Genomic DNA, 20,988 nt, shown 5'->3' on the forward strand with positions numbered 1-20,988 from the left:
GCCGGCCAAGCTACCCGTGGTGGAAAGGCCCACGGTCCACTAACATTCCACTCGGGCCACCTCGTGGGGGCTGATCACCTGAAGACGATCGCAGGGATAGGCCGGCCAGCCGACAAGCCGAGATGCACCACTCGGTTTCCCTGCGACCCTCATGGTGCGCCCTGGTGCGGGCAATGAATTATGACAGCTTATGGTTTCGAGCGCAGGACTGGCCGCGCGATCAAGCAGAGTATGTATTTCTGTTTCGCGCTCTTCAAGCGGTCGGAAAATCTAGATACGGCGAAGATTGGTCAGGAAAGGAGTTTTCAACCAAAGCTGTTGTAGATTTACCCTTTTACATTGATGCACATTTGCCCAAAAATCGGCTATATCGCGAACATGCATACAAAATGCTCGCTGACGAGGCTGTAAATCATGTTACAAACGTAAAAGGTGCCACACTTCCCCCAAGTTTGAACTCGATGCGTCCCGGCTCAACAACGTACGAGCTGCAATTTACAAAAGCTGGCTGGGAGTTGGCGAGGAGCAAGATAGCGGCCATCAATGTTCATCTTCGACCAATTGTTGAAAGACGGATCGAGGTGGTTAGAAATTTCACGGAGGCTGCAACAAACGGCCTTGTCGTAACTGCTGCAAGGCCAAAGGATCGCCATATGCTCTCGTTGATAGATCCAGCGATTTGGAGCGTCCTAAATTTGAACCATGTAACTACAAATGGCGAGTTCGACCCTAATAATCCAGGAACGTATACATATTCTGGATCAAAATTCAGTTGGATTTTTGCGGAGCGTGCAAGTCTTGCAAGGTATATGGTATCGTTAGCCGATTCTATAAGAGTCATTTCTAATGAAAAATATACAGCTAGCGATGAAAGAAGGGCAAAGGATCTTGCGAGCATTCTGCTAAAATCTAGGCCTGACATGAGCAAGTCAGACGTGCTAGCGGCAATAACTGCTGCCGGCATTGCGATTTCCTGCGTCGGGTTCAATCAGCGGATCTGGCCCGCCGCTCGTGAGATGGCGGGCTTGCCCACGAAGGCGCCGCCTGGACGCAAGCGTCGCACCTCGGATGAAGCAGGGCCGTAAGGGCGGAAATCGAAGGGCCGAAAATCGAAAGGGTAATCGATTAGGCAGTTTAATCGCGTGGACTATTTCCCGGCCGTGCAGTGAAGCACCTTCTCCGCATGCCAGCGAATGCGCTGGGAGTTACGGAAAGGCCAGTGTACTCGGAAAGAACAGAGCGTACGTCTGCGGGCGCAGAACGTGATAAAGCTAAATATAAGCAAAATAATTCCCCCCTGAAAGTGCTCCTCACGATAGAGGAGTTCATGATGAACTACGGCTTCGGCCGTACCACAACGTATGAATTCCTGAATTCCGGCAGGCTGGAGGCAATCAAGCTCGGGCGCAGCACGCGTATCAAGCGCGAGAGTGCCGACGCCCTTGTGGCGAGCCTTCCCGCCTATCGGGTCACGCGCGCTGCATAATGCCAACCGCCGGCCCCGAAGTCGGGAACCGGCGGCGCGGCAACACTAACAGTACTTGAGCAACGCTGTTTTAGTGCGCCTGCGCAGCCCGCGCCACCGATTTCGTGCCGGTACCTCACAGAAAGGTACCGTTCCATGCACAACGCAGACACTCAGGAAATCCTCCAGATCCGCTGGCTGGCCAATAAGCTCGGCCTCTCGCCAGAGCGCGCCAAAGTTATTGTCGGGCTGGTCTTCGGGACTGGGCGGCGCTGATGAGCATGCGCGAACGCACCACCGATCATATCGCTTACGGCAGCGTCGAGATGCTGTTGGAACACGCGGCCGAGTGCCTGCACTCTGCTGCCCGAAAGGCTGATCTCGCCGTGGCCTGTGCGGACTCCAGTGACCGTCCGGGACTCAACTACCATGCCCGTCAAGGTGCAGCCTACTTCGAGCAGGCTCTCGGCTTCTTGCAGATGCTGAACGAGGCCGTTGACGCGGCCAAGGCAGAAAGGCTGTTGGCATGAGCTACCGCACCAGCCTTCGTCGCGCCATCAGCGCCTACGACAGCGGGGCTCACCGGCCGGCCTTCGACCTTCAAGAGGTGCCATGTCTGGATCAGCCCCCGCGCAGCAGCAAGGCGACCTCTCCTCCTGCTGAGATAGAGAAGCTGCCGCTGTTCCTACCTTTGCCGCCGGCCGAGCCCTATCCCATTCAGGAACTCGGACCGGTGTTGGGCGACGCCGCCGCGGCGATCGCTCGCAAGGTGCAGACGCCGGACTCCATCGCCGCGCAGGCGGTTCTGGCCGCGGCCTCCCTCGCCGCTCAGGCCCACGCCGACGTGCTGATGCCCTACGGCCAGACACGCCCGCTCAGCCTCTACCTCGTTACCGTCGCCGCCTCTGGCGACAGAAAGTCGACCGCCGACAATGAGGCCCTGTGGCCGATCCGCCGCCGCGAGGAGGCGATGCACTCCATCTTCGCCTTAGAGCATCAGGCGTGGTGTATTGCTCATGCTGCCTGGAGTGCCGAGAGGAAGAAGATCGAAGCTGACCGCAAGCTCGGCTTCGACGATCGTAAGTTCGCGCTGGCGACCCTCGGCCCCGAGCCCGAGCCGGCGCTGCGTCCGGTCCTGACCTCGGCCGAGCCGACCTTCGAGGGCTTGGTCAAGGCGTGGCCCGGGATGCCGGCGGCGCTCGGCGTGTTCACGGCCGAGGGCGGGCAGTTCACAGGCGGGCACGGAATGGCGCAGGAGAACCGCCTGCGTACCGCGGCGGGCTTTTCTATCCTGTGGGACGGCCAGCCGGTCACGCGGTTGCGTGCGCTCGACGGCGTCACCATCCTGCGGGGCAGGCGCCTCGCCATGCACCTGATGGTGCAGCCCGACGCTGCTGCCGAGTTCCTGGCCGACCCGGTGCTGCGCGACCAGGGTCTGCTCTCGCGGGTGCTGGTGGCGGCGCCCAACAGCATCGCTGGGACGCGCCGCTACCGAATGCCTTCGCCGGACGACGACGCGCCGTTGCGGGTCTACCGCGCCCGCATCCTGTCGCTCCTAGAGGCGCCCTCGCCGATCAGCGTCGACCGGGCGCAGGGACTCCAGCCACGCGAGTTACGGATGACCTTGGAGGCCCAGGATCTCTGGCGGGAGTTCTACGACCACGTCGAGGAGCAGTGCGGACCGGCCGGCGAGTTGCGAAACGTGCGAGATTTCGCCGCCAAGGTGGCAGAGCATGCGGGCCGCATCGCTGGAGTGCTGACGATCGTCGACGACGTGAACGCGTCGGAGATCAGCGCCACCACCATCGGGCGGGCGATCACCTTGGCGGATTGGTACGTCGCTGAAGCGTCTCGGCTGCAACGGGCAGCACGCACTGATCCGAAGCTCCTGCGCGCCCAAGCGCTGCTTGACTGGCTGCGCTCGCACAGCGCCAACGAGATTGAGTTCCGGGACGTCCTGCGACTTGGGCCGGCGCCGACCCGCACGAAGGATGCGGCGGAAGCGGCACTCGCAATCCTAAAAGCTCATGGCTGGATCGACGAGCCCACTGGCCGACCACGCCGCATCCAGCTTCTTGGGGATGAAACCTCATGATGAAATATCGTCCGTTTCGCCGCACAGAAGCGGCACCACCCCCTGCGACAGTTGCGACAGTTGCGACAGCTGCGACGGTTTTAGCTCCGGATCGAGAGCTGTCGCAGAAGTCGCAACTGTCGCACGGGGCCGTGCTGACACCGAGCACCGGATGGCCCAGCAGTGTCGAAAACGTTGCAACCGTCACAGCGATAAAGTCTGCTTCGGTGTTTGCGGATAGGGCTAATCGGCTGGACGGCGACTGGCTTTCGGCGTTCGATGAGCGCGCCGCCATCTTGGAGTTCGATGGCGGCCATGACCGTGCCGAGGCGCAACGCTTGGCGTTCAGCGAAACTGTTTTAGCCTTTGGCCCAAGACCAGAAAATTAGGCTGCTGATCACGGGTGTGCCAATGAATGATAATGAAGGACTCAACGAGACCGAGGGCTTCGTCGAGAACGTACTCGACGACTTGATCTACGAGGCCGCCGAAGACAGTAACGATGGGCCCCTTGCTCCTGGCCCCGTGCTCATCGAGATGGCGGCCCGGGCGCTTGCACGCATGGTGCTGCACTACGACTTCTCCCCCGACGAAACGATCAAGCTGGCCGCAGGCCGGTTCGCGACCATTCTCCACGAGCAGGTGGAGCGCTTGGACGCGCGTTTGCCCGCTGATCTCCGCCTTGTGGAGTAGAGCTTAGGGCCGGGAGTTCGCGTGAGGCTTGTTCGCCTATGCGCCATAAGCGGTCTTTTAAATTGAGCCGTTGGAACGGCCGCTTAGCTTCCGAAAGCTGCCATTGGCAGGAAATGGCAGGTCCGGGCGGCCACAACATCCTAACATTGTGGGGCATTGAATCACTCTCGGCCTTAGGTCGCGAGCTACGGATCAACCGGGATCGCCGGCAACCGCCCCATGAACGCGCTGGCATGCCCGACCCTTGAACCACTCGCGGCTACCGTGCCCGACGGGAGCGAGGAGGGGGCCTCGTCCCCGATCCGCGCGAGCTGGGCGGGGACCGGGTGCATCGCGACTTGGGTCGGACATTCCGTATGCGGGTCTGCTATGCTGAAAGCCGACGCGACCTGTCGATGCCGGCTGACGACGGTCGGCGGAAGGCTAGCATGAAGCGACGCTCTGCCCTCGTGCTGGCGATGCTCCTGGCAGCCGGGCCGGCCTCGGCCGACCCGGTCGAGCTCGCGACCTGCCGCGGCCGAAGCCCAACCTGCAGGTTACGTACGGCGAGGCTCCCGCGCAGGGCGTCGACGTCTTCCTGCCCGAGGGTCACGGCCCGCACCCGGTCGCGGTCCTCATTCACGGCGGCTGCTGGAGTGTCGGGACTGCCGGGCGCGCGCAGATGCGCCATCTGGGTCCGGAGCTGGCGCGTCGGGGCATCGCCGTGTGGAGCATCGGCTACCGCCGTGCCAACGAGGCCGGCGGTGGCTATCCCGGCACCTACCAGGACGTCGCTTCCGCGCTCGACCGGCTTGCAGAGGACGCGCCCACCCACGGGCTGGACCTCTCGCGGGTCGTGCTCGTCGGACACTCGGCAGGCGGCCATTTCGCGCTGTGGGCGGCCTCGCGCGGCTCGGTTCCGGCCGCGAGCCCCCTGCACGGGCCGCCCCGGTTCGTGCCGCGCGCCGTGATCAGCCTGGGCGGCGTGGGCGAACTCGCGACTTCGCCCGGTTCGTCCCGGTGCTGTGCGGCCCCGGCATCGGGGAACGGCTCGCCCCGGCGGCCACGCTCGCGGAGGTCTCGCCCGCGGCCCTGACGCCGTCGGCCGGGTCGGTCGTCATGGTCAGCGGCGTGCTCCACCGGCTCGTGCCGCCCTGGGTCGCCTACGACTATGCCCGCGCCCTGCGGGGTAGGGTCGCGACCGCGCCGAGGCTCGTCGATGTCCCGGACGCCGGCCACTTCGACCTGGTCACGCCATGCACCCCAGCCTGGGGGGAGGTGATCGCCCTCGTCGAGCAGGCCCTTGAGCCCTGATTGGCCGCCTGCCGGAAGGCAGCCACCGCGAAATCGATGAAGCTCCGGAACTTGGACGTGACGCGCCTCGCCGAGCGTGCGGTCACCTCGGCCGGTGCTCAGTCTCGAAGGACACGGCGCTTGTCCCGCTCGGTGCCAGATCTCACCTTCACCACATGCGCAACAAGTTCGACGTCATCATCGTAGGAGGAGGCGCCGCCGGCATCAGCGCGGCACGGCGCGGAGAGGCGGCGCTGATACTAGAGGCGTCCTCGCGCCTCGGGGGCCGCGCATTCACGCAGGATCTCGGGGGGTTATGCGCGAATGGGCGGCAGCGGGTCGAGGGCGTCCTGCGAGCGATGCCGTTCCGACATGCTGCCGAGGTCAGCGCGGCCTCACCCGACCAGGGCCGGACGTCACGAGCCGGGTCCGGGCCGATCGCGCCGCGCTCATCGTGATGCCGTCGCTAGTCCCGCACGAAGAGCCTGCGGGAGAGGCGTGCTGCGAAGAACTCGGCCAGGGCCTCGACCTTGGCGGGCCGTGCCTGGGAGCTCGGCGTGACGAAGGAGAGCGCACCGCCCGGCAGATGCCAGTCCGGCAGCAGCCCCTCCAAGCGACCGTCGGCAAGGTATTCGCCGGCGATGAAGTCCGGCAGTTCCGCTACACCGAGACCATCCAGGAGGGCCGGCAGCAGCGCGTCCGCGTTCGTCACCCGCAGGGGACCGGCCGGCACGATTGTCGCCTCCTCTCCACTCCGTCCGGCGAAGCGCCAGACGCCCTGGCGGGCGCGGTAGGCGTAGCCGAAGCAGTGTTCCGGCCTCAGGTCCTGCGGGTGTGCCGGACGGCCGTGCCGCGCGACGTAGGCCGGCGCCGCCACGACGAGAGGGGTGATCGTCAGGAGACGCCGGGCGACGAGCGAGGAATGAGGCAGCGCCGCGATCCGCAGGGCCGCGTCGAAGCCCTCGCCCACCAGATCGACCGTGGCGTCGGAGAGATGCAGGTCGACCGCAATCTCAGGGTAGAGCCGGAACAGGTCCGGGAGGAGAGGCGCAACCCAGCGTAGGCCGAATGACATCGGCACCGCGAGCCGCACCGTGCCGCGTGGCCGGCTCGACAGCTCGCGCGCCGCATCCTCCGCCGCCTCCGCCTCGCGGTAGGAGCGGGCCGCGCCCTCGACCACCCGCAGGCCGAACTCGGTCAAGGCAAGCTGGCGTGAGGTTCGGTTGAACAGGCGCCCGCCGAGCCGTTCCTCCAACCGGCTGACGGCCCGAGAGACGGTCGCGACCGACACGCCTGCAGCCCGGGCCGCGCCCGCGTAGGAGCGCTCCTCGGCGACCTTGGCGAAGAGGGCGAGGCCTTCGAAATCCGGCAGCTTCGACATCGACAGATCTGCAACGATGGTTTGCGGACGTTTCTATATCGCAAGCGCGGCCTTGGAGCCATCTTCCGCTCACCAACCCGAACGGGAGTGACCCAACCATGACCCAGAAGCTTACCGACAAGGTCGCCGTCGTGACCGGCGGCACCAGTGGCATCGGCCTCGCCACCGCCAAACGCTTCGCCGCCGAGGGCGCGCGCGTCTTCGTCACGGGCCGCCGGCAGGCCGAGCTCGACAAGGCCGTTGCCGAAATCGGCCCGGCCGCCACCGGCGTGCAGGCGGATGCCTCCAAGCTCGCCGACCTCGACCGGCTCTACGAGCAGGTGAAGGCGCAGGCCGGCCGGATCGATGTGCTGTTCGTCAACGCCGGCGGCGGCTCGATGCTGCCGCTCGGCGAGATCACCGAGGCGCAGTACGAGGACACCTTCGGCCGCAACGTGAAGGGCGTGCTGTTCACGGTGCAGAAAGCGCTGCCGCTTCTGGCGAGCGGCGCCTCCGTGATCCTGACTGGCTCGACGGCGGGCACGGAGGGTACCGAGGCCTTCAGCGTCTACGCGGCCTCGAAGGCGGCGGTGCGCGCATTCGCGCGCAACTGGATCCTCGACCTGAAAGGCCGCGGGATCCGGGTGAACACGCTGAGCCCCGGCGCCACCCGCACACCGGGCCTCGTCGAACTCGCCGGACCGGACGCGGCCCAGCAGCAGGGCCTGCTCGACTACCTCGCCTCGAAGATCCCGATGGGCCGGGTCGGCGAGGCCGACGAGATCGCGAAGGTGGCCGTGTTCCTGGCCTCTGACGACGCGAGCTTCGTCAACGGCATCGAGCTCTTCGCCGATGGTGGGCAGGCCCAGGTCTGAGCCTCCCACGACAGCCATCCAGGACGCCGGCCGCCTCACGCCGGCGTCCCTGTCCCAGGCTTTCAGTGCGACTGACTTCACCGGGGATCTGAAGGCGATCCATGTGCCCGTATTGGTGATGCATGGCGAGGACGATCAGATCGTTCCAATTCACAGCTCCGCTATAAAGTCGATCAAGCTGCTTAGAAGCGGTACGCTCAAGACCTACCCAGGGCTACCGCACGGTATGTGCCAGACGCATCCGGACCTAATAAACTCTGATTTGCCTGCCTTCATACGCAGCTAATCTGCTCAGTGAGGTTCCGCGGACTGGGAAGTTCTTCGAAGCATCTTTCGGATTTTTGTGACCTCCTCTATCGATCATTATCGGGCACGCTTCGACTATCCCAAGCCCGAAGCGTGTCGGCAACAAAGTCGAGAAAAACTTGCAGGCGTTCGGGCGCTAAGCGAGCATAGGCGTGAAGCGCGTACACCGGCACAGTTGCCAACGGTACGTCGGAGAGGACGCGTCGTAGGCGTCCTGACGCCAGGTCGTGGCTCACGGACCTGTGAAGAATTTGCGTAATCCCGAGCCCGTTCACAGCAGCGATGCGCAACGCCTCGCCATCATCGGCGTCGAAAGAGCCAGCTGGCAGCGCCACCGTTGGCCCCCATGCCGACCGCACCGGATAAGGCAAACCACCAAGTCTATAGCGGACATGCGTGTGTCTTTGCAGGTCGGTCAGGGTGTTGGGTGTACCGACGCGGTCGAGATAAGCGGGAGCGGCGACTAGCACGAGCTCTAGCGTCCCGAGTAACCGCGCGGTCAGTTCCGTGTCCGGCGGCGTACCTGCCCGGATCGCGACGTCATAGCCCTCGTGAATAAGATCGACCCGCCGATCACTCAGATTTGCCTCAAGTCTCATCCGAGGATGACAGGGTAAAAACACGCGTGTGATCGGCTCCAACAACGCGCGACCCAGTTCCGCCGGCATGGTCACCTTGATCCTGCCGTTAGAAGACTGCTCACCAACCATGCCGCTCGCGTCCTCAATGGCATGCACGAGTGGGGCAATGCGGTCATAATAAGCTTGGCCTTCTTCGGTAAGCGCCAGTGATCGCGTCGAACGATGAAATAACCGGACTTTCAAGCGCCGCTCGAGCCGGGCGATACTCTTGGAAATGGCAGAAGGCGTCGTCTCTAGCAATCGAGCCCCTGCGGTGAAGGAGCCTGCCTCCACCGCTCGGACAAAGGCGCCGAGACCATGCATACGATCCATCGCTATTACTCGCCTTTTGGAACAAGTGCATGGTTCAGTGACGGACTTAGCACGACGCTAGGAAGAGACGAGATTGCAACAGCCAACAAAAGGAACGGCCATGCATCTCAAAGACAAAGTAGCAATCGTCACCGGAGGTAACAGCGGGATCGGCTTCGCGATTGCCCGCACATTCGTGGATGAAGGCGCGCAAGTCATCATCGTCGGGCGCCGCCAGAATGCAGTAGATAAGATTGCAGCACAGCTCGGTGCATCCGCATATGGCATTATCGGCGATGTCGTCGAGCTCGCCACCCATCAGCGTGTCGCCGACTTCGTGTCCGAGCGATTCGGAAAAGCGGACATCTATGTTGCCAATGCCGGCATCAATGTCATCGCGACGACATTGGACGTGTCGGTCGATGATTATGATAGGCAGTTCGCTACAAATGCACGCGGTGTCTTCTTCGGCGTTCAGGCCATCTTGCCGCATATCCGCGACGGCGGCAGCATCATTTTGACCAGCTCGATCGCAACCGCAAAGGTACTTGACGGACACGCGGCCTATGCCGGTGCAAAGGCTGCGACGGAAGCATTTGCACGTAGCTGGGCGTTGGAGCTTAAGGACCGGCGCATCCGCGTCAACGTGCTCAGTCCCGGCCCGACCGACACGCCCATCCTCGGCAAGCTGGGCATTGCCGTGGAGGCGCGTCCTGCACTTGAGGCGCAGCTCACCAAGATTATCCCTCTGGAGCGCCTTGGCACCGCGGAGGAACTGGGGCGCGCCGCACTCTTCCTCGCATCCGATCAGTCCAGCTTCATCACCGGGGTCAACCTCCGCGTCGATGGCGGCATCTCACTTGCCTGAATGTCGAAAACGAGCATGATGTTCAATACCTCGGACTTCACTGTTGGCGTCTTCATGTTGGCACTCATTTTGGTCTGAAGACGGATAGTGGACGCAAAGGTGTGGCGGATACTGACCTGACCGGTATTTTGGACCGATCCGAGTGAGAGGCTACTGCATGGCCGCTGCCAAGGGTAGGCGGAAGGCCAGATCGGGGAAGCTGGCAGGCGCGGGCGGCCGGTAGCCTAAGGACGAGTGCGGCCGGACGCGGTTGTAGGTGGTCTGCCACAAGGCGATCACGGCCTGGGCTTCCTTGAGTGAGTAGAAGATCTCCTGGCGCAGGCACTCGTCGCGCAGCTCTGCTCGGAGATCTCCACCTCCTTGCACGCCAACGCCAAACTCTTGCCCTGGGCGGTCTGAACCTCGATCTGGCGCAGCTTCAGCACGACCTGCTCCGCGCTCGTCTTCTGTCCTCGTCGCATGTCCGACTCCCTCGGTCCAAGCTGATCCTCTCAATCAGCCCGGTCCAAAGCCAGCCGGTCAGGTCACACCAGCACAGACATAAAAGCAGCCATCCACGGCCATGAAATGTCAAAAGACCTAGCTGTCTTCTTTTGCGGAAGTTCCCGAACTTAAATCTTATGAAAACCAGTCCACTCAGCGGACAGCTGCCACAGGCGCTCCGCCGCCTCCGGATCGCAAGCCCAGGAGCTGACGCCCTTCCTCCCACCGCCTCCCTCGTTGACGATGGCAATGTCGCAGTCCTCGCAGTAGACGCCGCCAAGGCCGTCGAGACGCGGGTTCGTGGCGCACCAAACGCTGGTCGCGGCCCCTTGCTCCATCGTCTTCATCCCGCGTTTGGGATCGATGATGGGGCGGCCCTCCTCGTCCAGCGCGTCGAACGAGGCGATCTCCTCGGGGCTGAGATGGCGTGCGAGATTGGTCAGGATCTGGCCTGGATGAAGCGAGAAGGCCTGGATGCCGTGACTACGTCCCCGGCGGTCGAGTGCCATTGCGAAGAGGGCGTTGGCTGTCTTTGACTGCCCATAGGCGACCCACTTGTCGTAGCGACGAACCCGGAAATCGATATCTTTGAAGTCGACCCCGGCGATCTGGTGGCCGCGCGACGAGACGCTAACGACGCGTGCACCCTGTGCTGAAACGAGGGCTGGCCAAAGGCCGAGCGTGAGACGGAAATGGCCGAGATGGTTCGTCGCGAACTGCGCCTCGTGTCCTTCAGCGTCCCGCGTTTCCGGTGTCGCCATGATGCCCGCGCTGTTGACCAGAATCGAGACGGGCCGGCCAGCGGACACGACACGATTAGCGAAGGTGGCGACCGATCGGTGATCGGCAAGGTCCAGGAGTTCGACCGCTGCGCCCTTGAGGCCGCTTAAGGCGAAGCTTGCCCGCTCGGGATCGCGCGCCGGGACGATCACGTGGGCCCCGGCGTGAACGAGCGCGCGTGTCGTCTCGAGTCCAAGGCCCGAAGCTCCTCCGGTCACGATGGCAAGTTTTCGCGAGAGATCGATTCCGGAGACGACCTCCATAGCGGTACTGGCAGCGCCGAAGCCGGAGCCGATGGGCGTTTGCTGTGTCATGCTGATGTCCTGCGTGAGCCGGCGCGCTGTGCAGAAGCATGAAGCGCTTTGCGAGGCTGAATGTCGCGTAGGGCGGCTCGGGGGCGCCCGCTGTCTGATTAGTGTGTCCGCAAGGTTGGATTCGGTCTCACGGCGAGAGCCTGCGCGACGTGGCGGAGCTTGTCGGGATTGCGGGTGATGTAGATCGCCGTGATCCGGCCGTCCTCAATGGCGAGCGCAGTGGTTTGGAGAACGTCGCCGCGTTCGCGGCTGATATAGCCGGGCAAGCCGTCGATCCAGACGGGTTCGAGCATCTGCGCCCAGCCTTGTCCCCATTTGCGCCGCACACCCTCGAACATGCGCAGGAGGCGGTCCAATCCAGTGATGGGGTTGATGAAGGCCAAAACCTTGCCGCCGCCATCGGAGCGCAGCACCGCGTTCTCGGCGAGAAGTGTACGCAGCGCTGCGGTGTCCCCGCTGGTGGATGCCGCGAAGAAGGCCCGTGCAATCCGCTCGCCCTCTTCGCGTTCTACGGGGAAGCGCGGACGCGCAGCCTCCACGTTCCGCCGTGCCCGGACGGCGAGTTGGCGCACGGCCGCCGCCTCCCGGTCGAGCGCATCCGCCACCTCGCCGAGCGGCACGCCGAAGACGTCGTGGAGGAGAAATGCCGCCCGCTCAAGCGGAGACAGACGCTCCAGCGCCATCATCAGCGTCAGCGTCAGGTCATCTTTGTCCAGCCCATCTTCCTCGTTCTCGACGAGTGGCTCGGGTAGCCAAGCGCCGACGTAGGTCTCCCGGCGGGCGCGGGCCGACTTCATCTCGTCGAGGCAGAGGCGCGTCACGATGCGCGCGAGGAACGGATAGGGAGCAGAGACCTTCGTCTGGTCCACCGCTACCCAGCGCAGCCAGGCATTCTGCACGACATCCTCCGCTTCGCTGCGCGAGCCGAGCATGCGGTAGGCGATGCGCAATAGCCGCGCGCGATAGGACTCGAAGGTCGCCGTGGCAATTTCGGCCTGCGACATGGCCCGTTCCTCGTAAACGAAGCCGGTTGAGCGAATGTGGATGACCATCGGCTATCCTTGCCGCCTTGAAAAGCTGAGTTCGCGCGCCGCCGCTGTTAGGGCCGGTCCGGCGTCGTCAACACCCGGTCGGCCGTGTCCACGACGAAAACGGCGAGGAGCTTGGAGGGCTCGACGTCGCTGGCATTAGCGCTGACACCGTGGTGATCACCGGGCATTTCGACAAAGCTCTCGCCGACGCGGAAGACTTTCTCCGGGCCGTCGTTGATTCGGCTGCGCACCGCGCCCTCGATCACTGTTGCCGTGATGAAGGCAGATGCGGCGTGGGTGTGAGGCGGTGAGGATCCGCCCGGACCGTACTCGACGAGGACGCCGCGCAGACTCTTGCCTGGAACTGAAGGTAGCGGATGGTCAAAGATCGTCGTGACCTGGGCCTCGCCCCTCGCGATATCGGCCGCCATCGCAGGAACGACGGAGACGGCAACGAGGGCGCCCAGCAGAAATGCTCTAAACATGGAAGGGGTCATTCTTTGTGGATGGGAAGAAGCGCAGCGGTTCAGGCAGCAGCGAGCCAGCTCTCGAACCGCGTCGGCCCGAGCCGTGCCGCTTCCGCATGCTCGGGAACAAGTGAACTCTTATCGAGCGCAGCGCCGAAGTAGCGCGCCGCCCTGTCGGCTAGCACCTCCCGACGGTCGCCGATGGATGCGATCGAGTGGGCGACGAAGTCGCGGAACGGCAGGCGGTCCGGCCCGGCGATCTCGATCGTCGCGTTGCGCGGGGGAGCAAGCGCGACATCGGCGAGCGCTGCGGCGACATCGGCGGCGGCGATCGGCTGGAAGTCGGCATCGGGAACAACGATGCGGTCGCCTGCGACAGAAGCCTGGGCGATCGTCGCGACGAACTCGAAGAATTGCGTCGCCCGGACGATAGTGTAGGGAAGGCCAGAAGCCGCGATCAATCGCTCCTGCGCGACCTTCGCAAGGAAGTATCCGTTCCCCTCCAGGCGGTCCGTGCCGACGATGGATAGGGCGACGTGATGTTTCACACCCGCCTCGCGCTCCGCAGCGAGGAGGTTGCGGCCAGAGCGCTCGAAGAAGTCGAGCACCGCCGCGTCCTCAAAGGACGGAGAGTTCGACACGTCAACGACGACGTCGGCTCCGGCAAGAACCCCGGCCAAGCCTTCGCCCGTCAGCGCATTCACCCCGCTGCTCGGTGAAGCCGCAATGGCCTCGTGTCCTTGTCGCGACAGTTCGGCCGTCAGATGCCTGCCGATGAGGCCGCTTCCACCAATCACCACGATCTTCATGGTACCCGTCTCCTTGTTCGTGAACGGATGGAGTGGCTCCTTGCCGCTTTCAGGCGTCCGTCGGAGAAATGACGAGGCGGGATGGGCCCGATGTGACATGCCCCGGAAAAAATCAGCGACGTGAGACGTCGAACTGCCGCCGGGGATCGATTGACATCCGCGGGAAGGGGACGGCGCTGGCGCCGCCCCTGACGGAGCGCAGAACCGACTAGGCCTTCGCCTGGACCGGGAGGCGGAAGGGTGCGCCGAGGCGGTTGAACGCGTTCATCGCGGCGATGGTGATCGTCAGATCAACGAGATCCTTGGCCGCAAAGACCGCGCTCACGGCGGCATATGCCTCATCGGAGGCGTGCGTCTCACTCACCAGCGTGACTTCCTCCGCCCAGGCGAGAGCGGCGCGGTAATTTTCAGGAAACAGGTGGGGCACCTCGGCCCAGACCGGAACCAGGGCGACCTTCTCGAAAGGCATCGTCTTTAGGAGATCCCGGGTGTGCAAGTCGATGCAGTGCGCGCAGCCATTAATCTGCGACACTCGCAGAAAGACGAGATGGATCAGCTCATTGGGTAGATCGGTGCCAGTGGTGATGTAGTGGTGGATGCCATAAAGCGCTTTGGCCCCCTGCGGGGCCACCTCGTTCCAGACCAGTCGCTTGTTCTCGCTCATGTCATTTCCTTGTGCTCGGAGCGCCAGAGATCGACGTTCAAAGCCATGACGAGCCGAGCGACTCGGATGTGACATGCGATGCTGCTTTCTCGTCCAAAGCGGATCATGTTCCAGCCGAGCGCATCTACGCCCTCTTCCAAGCAGGCTGAGCAGGTCGATTGTCGACCGTCATGGGTCGGACACGGAACTTCTGCTGCCGGACCAAGCGCCAAAGTCTGGTCGCCGCTCCCATCCGGACCTTCAGCGGCAGTGCTCCGAATGTCCGCTTGGGGTCAGGAGTTCGCACACCGATTTTTCGGCTGTGCGCCATCAGCGGACCTCCGACCGAAGACATCGGAATGGCCGCTTGGAGGCCAACAGCTGTTGTTGAGATGGAATGGTTGCTCCGACCACCATAACCGTCCTCGGCAACGAACCGCTGCCGAAGCAACACGAACAAGAACGCTCCACCGTGATCGGTGGTTGGTCCAACAGCAAGGCACTCAACAACCGCTTGAAAGCAGTCGTCGGATTACTTGGCGAGATGACCGGGGGTACGGTCACGTCCGTGATTGGCTCGATGCCGTCGGTGCAGCAAACATCTTGCCCTGTAGCAGTAAAGCCACGGTCATGATGGTAAGGCCGACGACGAGGCCGTTCGCTGCCAGGAAAAGCACCGGGGCGAGGACGGCGACCGCTCCGGCATCGCCATGGGCAACCAGGCGAACCGGGGCCGTTGCCATGGCAGTCGCGCCGAAGCTGAAGGCCCAGAGCCCAGGGACAGCGCCGGCCTTCGCGATCCACGGCGAGAGCCGGGCCAGAACCAGAACCTGGAGCAGACCGTAGCCGATCAGGGCATGCGCGAAGAGGTCCGGCGCTCCGCCCGCGACCGAGAGGTAGGCCACGGCCCCCACCGGCGCGGGCGCCAGCTGGATGCCCAGGGTCGGGCGCGACGCGACGGGCTTCTCAGGCCCGGTCAGCAGGCGGTGGAGCAGAACCGATTCCATCGCGAGCCAGGAGAACAGGCCGGCGCCGAAGGCGAGCTGACCCCAATCCTGGTAGCCCAGGGCCGACGCCCCGGTCGCCGAGACGAAGCTTCCGGCCACGGTCGGCAGGTACAGCACCGCGGTGGTGGTGCCGTGGTCCCGGCCGCCTTGCCAGAGGCCGCCCGTCCGCCAGACCGCGAAGCCGAGCGTAAATAGGAAGCCGAGGCCGAACAGGACGGTTGCGGATCCGGCCGAGTAAGGGATGAGCCCGCTCGCGACGAGCATGGTCGCCACTCCGGCGAGGCCGATGAAGCAGCACTGGACCGCATGGGCCGCCTCGACCGCCAGCTTGTCCGGGGTGAGGACGGCCTTGAGGGCATAGAGGACGACGAGCACGGCCCAGACTGCGCCGGCGAGTACGTAGACCGCCTCCCCGACGACCGTGGGCAGGTGCCAGGCGAGCGCGGCCGCGCGCCAGGCCCCGCCCAGGCCGGATAGCCCCAGGACGATGCCGAAGTAGGCGGCCGGCGTGTTCGCGGCGACTTCCCTAATGCGCTGCGCGAGGTGGAGGCGTGGGCCGGCGACGATAGAGACCGTGGTCATGACCGTTCTCCTGTGAGGTCGGGATGTTGTCGGGCGGGCGCTGCGCCCACCGCTTCTCGACAAGGATGATAATGGACGACGGCCCCGATCTTTATTCCTCTCTCGGCAATGGAGAGGTTCGCGACGCGATGCTTGAGGGCAGCCGCTCAGCCACCGATCTCGGCGTCTTCGAAACATGAAGAAGCGGTGGTGAAGATGGATAGGACCTGGTTCGTCACGGGCTCGTCGCGTGGCCTCGGCCGGGCCTTGGCCCAGGCCGTCGTCGCGGCGGGCGAGCGGCTCTGCGCGACGGCGCGCGACCCTGCCGCGCTCGTGGACCTCGTCGAGGCCGGCGGCGAGCGCGTGCTCGCGTTGCCCCTCGACGTCACCGACGAGGAGGCGGCGCATCGGGTAGTCGAGGCTGCCGTAGAGCGGTTCGGACGCGTCGACGTCGTCGTCAACAACGCCGGGTACGGCGACGTCGCGCCCATCGAGGACACCGACCTCGCCTCGTTCCGGGCGCAGGTCGAGACGAACCTGTTCGGGGTCGTCAACGTGACCAAGGCGGCCATTCCCCTCTTTCGGACGCAGCGCCGTGGCCACTTTCTGCAGGTCTCCTCCATCGGGGGGCGAACCGGCGCGACCGGTCGCGGCCCGTACTCGGCCGCGAAGTTCGGCGTGGAGGGGTTTTCCGAGGTTCTCGCCATCGAGATGAAGCCCTTCGGCGTGCACGTCACCATCGTGGAGCCTGGCGGCTTCCGGACGGACTTCGCGGGATCGTCGACGCGCATCGCCGAAGGCAGTCCGGCTTACGCCGAGACCGTCGGCCAGGTCGCCGCCATGCAGCGGGCCTACGACGGCAAACAGCCCGGCGACCCAGAGCGCGCCGCCCGGGCGATGATGACCGTGGTCTCGGCGAAGGCCCCGCCGCTGCGTCTGGTGCTGGGTAGCGACGCCTACGCGCGGGCCGAGGCCGGCGACGAGGCGCGGCTGGCCGAGTTGCGTGCCTGGCGCGAGCTCAGCCTCTCGACCGACTTCCAACCTTGACGCCAGGTCTCCCCCGCAGATGCCCCGCTCTCACGATCACCGAAACGCGGCAGGAATGCCAAGGACCGCACCCCCATGAAGGGGGCGCGGTCCGCGTCGCGCCTACCAGCCAGGCCCCTCAGAAGGGTCAGCGCTTCGCCACCTGCTTGTCGAGGAAGCCGCGGATGAGGGGCGCCATCTCATCCAGCTTGTCCTCTAGCGCGAAGTGGCCAGTGTCGAGGATGTGCAGCTCCGCGTCCGGCAAGTCCTTCAGGTAGGGGTGCGCCCCTTCCTCGGGGAAGATCTTGTCGTTCTTGCCCCAGACGATCAGCGTCGGCGGCTTGCGCTCGCGGAAGAATGCCTGGAATTGCGGGTAGAGCGGCACGTTCGTGCGGTAATCGTAGAATAGGTCGAGTTGGATGTCCTTGTTGCCGGGCCGGTCGAGCAGGGCCTGGTCGTGCACCCAGTTGTCCGGGCTGATCCTAGAGACGTCCCGCACGCCGTCGGTGTACTGGAAGATCGTCGTGGGGAGGGTCACCAGACCCGACAGTGCCTCGCGGCTCTTGGCCGAGCCGTCGGCCCAGTAGGCCTTGATCGGATCCCAGAACTCGCGCAACCCCTCGTCGTAGGCGTTGCCGTTCTGGACGATCAGGCCGGTCACCCGGTTGGGGTGCTTGAGGGCGAGGCGGTAGCCGACCGGCGCACCGTAATCCATCACGTACATCGCGTAGGACTTGGCGCCGAGTTGGCCGAGCAGGCCGTCCACAAGGTCGGCGTAGTGGCCGAAGGTGTAGGCGAACTGGGTGTGGTCGGGCGCGTCGCTCTGGCCGAAGCCGGGGTAATCGGGCGCGATGACGTGGTAGCGGTCCGCGAGCGTCGGGATCAGGTTGCGGAACATATGCGAGGAGGTCGGGAATCCGTGCAGGAGCAGCACGACCGGGCCGTCGGCCGGGCCGGCCTCGCGGTAGAAGACCTTCACGCCGTCGACCGTCGCGGAACGGTAGTGGACCGTCGCCGGTGTCTGGGCGGCGACCAGGGCCTGCTCTGCCTTGGCATGAGGGGGAAGGACGGTGCCGGCCGTCGTGAGCATCAGGGCAAGCAGAAGGTGTTTCATCGGTGTCTCCTTTCGCGGGGGCGTCGAGGACCTCGCCGCCTCATGGAGACATCATCGGTGTTCAGCTTGCAGGCGTTAATCGGCGTCGTGTGGAAGGCATTGTTGTCGCCTGCGGAATAGATAGTATCGCTTGGTTCCGATGACCTCGGCTAGGTCGAACCGACCCGGACCGACGCCTCGCGTCGACCCTGCGCCCGCTCAGTTGAGCAGGCGGTTGGCCCGCAGCCGCGCCACGGCCAGGTCGACGAAGGTCCTCACCTTGGCCGGCGCCTGCCGCCCCTCGGGGTAGACGACATGGATGGGCAGCGGCTCCTCCTCGTAGTCGGCGAGCACGACCTGCAGGCGGCCTCCCAGCAAGGCGGAGCCGATCTGGTAGTGCAGCACCCGGGTCAGGCCCCAGCCCGCGAGCGCCGCGGCGATGCCGGCCTCGTTCGTGTTGCTCATCAGGGCGGGATGGACCGTCACGCGCTGATCCTGCGCGAACCGCCACTCCGTCGAGGCCCAGGCGCCCGTGGACATGGCGACGCGGTGGTCCCTCAGGTCCTGCGGGCTCTGCGGGACGCCGTGCCGCTCGAAGTAAGCCGGTGAGCCGCAGACGACGCGGCGCACCGACCCGACCCGCGCGGCTGTAAGGCCAGAATCCGAGAGGTGGCCGATGCGCACGGCGACGTCGATGCCTTCCTCGACGATGTTCACCTGCCGGTCGACGAACAGCGTCCGTGCCGCCATGGTCGAGTAGGCGTCGAGGTAATCGGTCACGATGGGCAGCACGTGCATGTGGCCGAACAGGACCGATGCTGTCACCGCGAGGGTTCCGGACGGCGTCGCGTAGGAACCTGCGGCGGCGGCCTCGGCCTCGACGATGTCGGAAAGGATTCGCCGGCAATCCTCGTAGTAGCGGCCACCGGCCTCGGTGAGCTTCACCGAGCGCGTGGTGCGCACGAACAGCCGGGCGCCGATGGTCTCTTCCAGCGCGGCGACGGCCCGCGTCACGGCCGGCGGGCTCATGTGCATCAGGCGCGCGGTCTCCGCGAAGCTCGCCGTCTCCGCGACCTTCGCGAAGATCCGCATGGCCTGCCAGCGGTCCATGTCCCTGCTCCCCCGTCCCCAGCGGCCCGGCCATCGTGGCCTTGACGAATACAGCTGTTCGAGCATGCGCGCCGCCAAGCCGTCGCACCATGGTGAACGGCATGCCGGGCCAGGCCGCCTAGCCTTCGCGGGCGACCGTGGGATCCGGGTCCGGCGCCGCTCCGTCGCCAGCGAGCTCTACGGCGAGGCTCTCGATCTCGCGGCAGACCTCGGCGGGGATGCCTGACCAGACCGCCCGCGCACGCGCCTCGTGAAGGCGCCTGCCGTCCCGGGAGGCCGCCGCCAGGGCTAGGACCAGCGCCCGCGACATGCGCGCGTCGAAGCTCCGGCCGCGACGCGCGGCGTCGACCTCGGCGCCGCACATCCCGAGCCCGCGGGCCTCCGCTTCCCGCCCTGGAGAAACGGGCGGGTCGCGGCCGTCCTCGGCCAGGGCGAGCGCGACGGACAGGCGCACGCGCCCGTCCAGGGTGAAGGAAGACATGGCCGCATTCCCACGCTTCGAGGGTCGGTTCAGAAGCCGAAGTGGCTGAGACCCGGATGGTCGTCGGGCCGGCGCCCCAGCGGCCAGCGGAACCGGCGCTCGGCCTCGCTGATCGGGTGTTCGTTGATGCTGGCGTGGCGGGCCCGCATCAGCCCGTCCTCGGCGAACTCCCAGTTCTCGTTGCCGTAGGCCCGGAACCACTGGCCGCTGTCGTCGCGGTACTCGTAGGCGTAACGCACCGCGATGCGGTTGCCGGTGAAGGCCCAGAGCTCCTTGATCAGGCGGTAGTCGAGCTCGCGGTTCCACTTGCGGGTGAGGAAGGCCTGGGCCTCCTCCCGGTTCGTGACGAACTCGGCCCTGTTCCGCCAGCGGGTGTCGGTCGTGTAGGCCAGGGCGACCTTGGCCGGATCACGGCTGTTCCAGCCGTCCTCGGCGAGGCGGACCTTCTCGATGGCGCTCTCCTCGGTGAACGGCGGCAGCGGGGGACGGGACATCGGCTTCTCCTCGGGGTTTTCGGGGTGGACGCGTGTCGGGAGGTCGGTCGGCAGGCCGGCGGGACGGGACCCTCGGACATCGCCCTCGGTCAGAGGGCGAGATGAACGGGGTCGCTCCCCGCGGCCGGGGTGGCCGAGCAGATCAGCACCTCGTCGGCCGCGTGGGGAGCGGTGGGCGCCTTCGCGTAGGTGGCCGCACCTTTCAGGAGCTTCGTCCGGCAGGTGCCGCAGGTTCCGGTCCGGCAACTGAACTCCGGGCTGAGGCCGCGGGCCTCGGCGAGTTCGAGCAGCGTTCCGGCGTCCGGCGTCCAGCGCGCCTCCTTCGACGAGTTCAGGAAGGCGACCGGAACCGGCTCCGTCGACGCGGGCGGCAGCGCGGCCGCCCCGGCATCCGCCGGTATGCTCCGGACCAGGGACGAGGGACCGAAGGTCTCGGCGTGGATGCGGTCGTCGGCGACGTTCAGGTCCCGCAGCCCGTCGTAGAGCGCCTGCGTGAAGGCCGCCGGACCGCAGAGGTAGAAGTCGTAATCGCCGAACGGCAGCACGCGGGCGAGCAGCGCCATGTCGATCCGGCCAGCGACATCGTAGTCGACACCCGCCACCGCATCCCCGGGCGCGCTCAGCACCCGCACGACCCTCACCGCGCTCCCGGCCGCGGCGGCGAGCTCGGCCACCTCCCTATCGAAGGGACGCTCCTCCTTGGAGCGGGCCGCCTGGACCAGTGTGGTCGGCCGGATGCCCCGGGTGCGCAGGCCCTCGTAGACGAGGTGGCGCAGCATCGCCAGCAGCGGCGTGATGCCGATGCCGCCGGCGAGCAGCACGGCCGGCCGCTTGGCATGGGCGT

General features: G+C 65.4%; 24 protein-coding genes and 3 pseudogenes. 13 read left to right on the forward strand and 14 right to left on the reverse strand.

Features of this window, described 5'->3' with window-relative positions:
- Positions 1 to 173: 173 nt before the first annotated feature.
- The 9 genes and pseudogenes from EU555_RS34410 to EU555_RS37780 all read left to right on the forward strand — a co-directional run.
- Positions 174 to 1,085 (forward strand): hypothetical protein, encoded by a 912-nt coding sequence (locus EU555_RS34410; RefSeq protein ID WP_135419808.1) that lies wholly within the window; start codon positions 174 to 176, stop codon positions 1,083 to 1,085.
- A gap of 242 nt (positions 1,086 to 1,327) precedes the next feature.
- On the forward strand, positions 1,328 to 1,486 hold the full coding sequence (locus EU555_RS37655) for a DNA-binding protein (protein WP_205821054.1): 159 nt from the start codon (positions 1,328 to 1,330) through the stop codon (positions 1,484 to 1,486).
- A gap of 254 nt (positions 1,487 to 1,740) precedes the next feature.
- A complete protein-coding gene (locus EU555_RS34420) occupies positions 1,741 to 1,995 on the forward strand; it encodes a hypothetical protein (RefSeq protein WP_135419810.1) in 255 nt (84 codons plus the stop codon).
- The gene (locus EU555_RS34425; RefSeq protein WP_135419811.1) at positions 1,992 to 3,560 is read left to right on the forward strand and encodes a YfjI family protein; all 1,569 of its coding nucleotides are present in this window, start codon (positions 1,992 to 1,994) and stop codon (positions 3,558 to 3,560) included. The genes EU555_RS34420 and EU555_RS34425 overlap by 4 nt, the downstream gene beginning before the upstream one ends.
- Positions 3,557 to 3,928 carry a hypothetical protein gene (locus EU555_RS34430; RefSeq protein WP_135419812.1) on the forward strand — a complete coding sequence of 124 codons (372 nt, stop codon included), beginning with the start codon at positions 3,557 to 3,559 and terminating at the stop codon, positions 3,926 to 3,928. Before EU555_RS34425 ends, EU555_RS34430 begins: the two co-directional genes overlap by 4 nt.
- Positions 3,929 to 3,950: 22 nt before the next feature.
- Complete coding sequence (locus tag EU555_RS34435; protein WP_135419813.1) at positions 3,951 to 4,232, forward strand: hypothetical protein; 282 nt, start codon at positions 3,951 to 3,953, stop codon at positions 4,230 to 4,232.
- Positions 4,233 to 4,848: 616 nt separating this feature from the next.
- Positions 4,849 to 5,307: an alpha/beta hydrolase gene (locus EU555_RS37390; RefSeq protein WP_245524641.1), complete on the forward strand. Its 459-nt coding sequence runs from the start codon at positions 4,849 to 4,851 to the stop codon at positions 5,305 to 5,307.
- Positions 5,232 to 5,525, forward strand: coding sequence for a hypothetical protein (locus tag EU555_RS37395; protein ID WP_245524640.1), 294 nt, complete (start codon positions 5,232 to 5,234; stop codon positions 5,523 to 5,525). Before EU555_RS37390 ends, EU555_RS37395 begins: the two co-directional genes overlap by 76 nt.
- 155 nt (positions 5,526 to 5,680) lie before the next feature.
- Positions 5,681 to 5,818, forward strand: a pseudogene (locus EU555_RS37780) (NAD(P)-binding protein); the annotation flags it as partial.
- A 152-nt stretch (positions 5,819 to 5,970) separates the two neighbouring features.
- Here EU555_RS37780 and EU555_RS34450 read toward each other — a convergent pair.
- A complete protein-coding gene (locus tag EU555_RS34450) occupies positions 5,971 to 6,885 on the reverse strand; it encodes a LysR family transcriptional regulator (protein WP_135419814.1) in 915 nt (304 codons plus the stop codon).
- Between the two features lie 98 nt (positions 6,886 to 6,983).
- Between EU555_RS34450 and EU555_RS34455 the strand changes: the two genes are divergently transcribed.
- Together EU555_RS34455 and EU555_RS37405 are read left to right on the forward strand one after the other, a co-directional pair.
- Positions 6,984 to 7,739 (forward strand): SDR family NAD(P)-dependent oxidoreductase, encoded by a 756-nt coding sequence (locus tag EU555_RS34455; protein WP_135419815.1) that lies wholly within the window; start codon positions 6,984 to 6,986, stop codon positions 7,737 to 7,739.
- 55 nt (positions 7,740 to 7,794) lie between these two features.
- Positions 7,795 to 8,025, forward strand: a pseudogene (locus tag EU555_RS37405) (alpha/beta fold hydrolase); the annotation flags it as partial.
- Between the two features lie 67 nt (positions 8,026 to 8,092).
- On the opposite strand, the gene EU555_RS34465 reads toward EU555_RS37405, so the two are convergent.
- On the reverse strand, positions 8,093 to 8,998 hold the full coding sequence (locus EU555_RS34465; protein WP_135419816.1) for a LysR family transcriptional regulator: 906 nt from the start codon (positions 8,996 to 8,998) through the stop codon (positions 8,093 to 8,095).
- A 100-nt stretch (positions 8,999 to 9,098) separates the two neighbouring features.
- Between EU555_RS34465 and EU555_RS34470 the strand changes: the two genes are divergently transcribed.
- A complete protein-coding gene (locus EU555_RS34470; RefSeq protein ID WP_135419817.1) occupies positions 9,099 to 9,845 on the forward strand; it encodes an SDR family NAD(P)-dependent oxidoreductase in 747 nt (248 codons plus the stop codon).
- Positions 9,846 to 9,995: 150 nt separating this feature from the next.
- Here the strand turns inward: EU555_RS34470 and EU555_RS34475 are convergent.
- The 7 genes and pseudogenes from EU555_RS34475 to tehA all read right to left on the reverse strand — a co-directional run.
- Positions 9,996 to 10,184 (reverse strand): annotated as a pseudogene (locus EU555_RS34475) (integrase core domain-containing protein); the annotation flags it as partial.
- Between the two features lie 272 nt (positions 10,185 to 10,456).
- On the reverse strand, positions 10,457 to 11,422 hold the full coding sequence (locus EU555_RS34480; protein WP_135419818.1) for an oxidoreductase: 966 nt from the start codon (positions 11,420 to 11,422) through the stop codon (positions 10,457 to 10,459).
- 98 nt (positions 11,423 to 11,520) lie between these two features.
- Positions 11,521 to 12,426: a sigma-70 family RNA polymerase sigma factor gene (locus EU555_RS34485; RefSeq protein WP_167858757.1), complete on the reverse strand. Its 906-nt coding sequence runs from the start codon at positions 12,424 to 12,426 to the stop codon at positions 11,521 to 11,523.
- Positions 12,427 to 12,521: 95 nt separating this feature from the next.
- Positions 12,522 to 12,938 carry a cupin domain-containing protein gene (locus EU555_RS34490; RefSeq protein ID WP_135419820.1) on the reverse strand — a complete coding sequence of 139 codons (417 nt, stop codon included), beginning with the start codon at positions 12,936 to 12,938 and terminating at the stop codon, positions 12,522 to 12,524.
- Positions 12,939 to 12,979: 41 nt separating this feature from the next.
- The gene (locus EU555_RS34495) at positions 12,980 to 13,729 is read right to left on the reverse strand and encodes an SDR family oxidoreductase (RefSeq protein WP_135419821.1); all 750 of its coding nucleotides are present in this window, start codon (positions 13,727 to 13,729) and stop codon (positions 12,980 to 12,982) included.
- A 208-nt stretch (positions 13,730 to 13,937) separates the two neighbouring features.
- Complete coding sequence (locus EU555_RS34500; RefSeq protein WP_099954488.1) at positions 13,938 to 14,393, reverse strand: carboxymuconolactone decarboxylase family protein; 456 nt, start codon at positions 14,391 to 14,393, stop codon at positions 13,938 to 13,940.
- Between the two features lie 539 nt (positions 14,394 to 14,932).
- Positions 14,933 to 15,961 carry a dicarboxylate transporter/tellurite-resistance protein TehA gene (tehA, locus tag EU555_RS34505; RefSeq protein ID WP_135419822.1) on the reverse strand — a complete coding sequence of 343 codons (1,029 nt, stop codon included), beginning with the start codon at positions 15,959 to 15,961 and terminating at the stop codon, positions 14,933 to 14,935.
- A 195-nt stretch (positions 15,962 to 16,156) separates the two neighbouring features.
- Here tehA and EU555_RS34510 point away from each other — a divergent pair, with 195 nt between their 5' ends.
- Positions 16,157 to 16,987: an oxidoreductase gene (locus EU555_RS34510; protein ID WP_135419827.1), complete on the forward strand. Its 831-nt coding sequence runs from the start codon at positions 16,157 to 16,159 to the stop codon at positions 16,985 to 16,987.
- 127 nt (positions 16,988 to 17,114) lie between these two features.
- Here the strand turns inward: EU555_RS34510 and EU555_RS34515 are convergent, their stop codons facing one another.
- The 5 genes from EU555_RS34515 to EU555_RS34535 all read right to left on the reverse strand — a co-directional run.
- The gene (locus tag EU555_RS34515) at positions 17,115 to 18,080 is read right to left on the reverse strand and encodes an alpha/beta fold hydrolase (protein ID WP_135419823.1); all 966 of its coding nucleotides are present in this window, start codon (positions 18,078 to 18,080) and stop codon (positions 17,115 to 17,117) included.
- A 198-nt stretch (positions 18,081 to 18,278) separates the two neighbouring features.
- The gene (locus EU555_RS34520) at positions 18,279 to 19,169 is read right to left on the reverse strand and encodes a LysR family transcriptional regulator (RefSeq protein ID WP_135419824.1); all 891 of its coding nucleotides are present in this window, start codon (positions 19,167 to 19,169) and stop codon (positions 18,279 to 18,281) included.
- Between the two features lie 118 nt (positions 19,170 to 19,287).
- Complete coding sequence (locus tag EU555_RS34525; RefSeq protein ID WP_135419825.1) at positions 19,288 to 19,650, reverse strand: hypothetical protein; 363 nt, start codon at positions 19,648 to 19,650, stop codon at positions 19,288 to 19,290.
- A gap of 29 nt (positions 19,651 to 19,679) precedes the next feature.
- The gene (locus tag EU555_RS34530) at positions 19,680 to 20,144 is read right to left on the reverse strand and encodes a nuclear transport factor 2 family protein (protein WP_017482942.1); all 465 of its coding nucleotides are present in this window, start codon (positions 20,142 to 20,144) and stop codon (positions 19,680 to 19,682) included.
- A gap of 89 nt (positions 20,145 to 20,233) precedes the next feature.
- On the reverse strand, positions 20,234 to 20,988 hold a 755-nt coding region (locus EU555_RS34535), incomplete at its 5' end, for a flavin reductase family protein (protein ID WP_135419826.1).

Source organism: Methylobacterium nonmethylotrophicum, assembly GCF_004745635.1.
GTDB lineage: Bacteria > Pseudomonadota > Alphaproteobacteria > Rhizobiales > Beijerinckiaceae > Methylobacterium > Methylobacterium nonmethylotrophicum.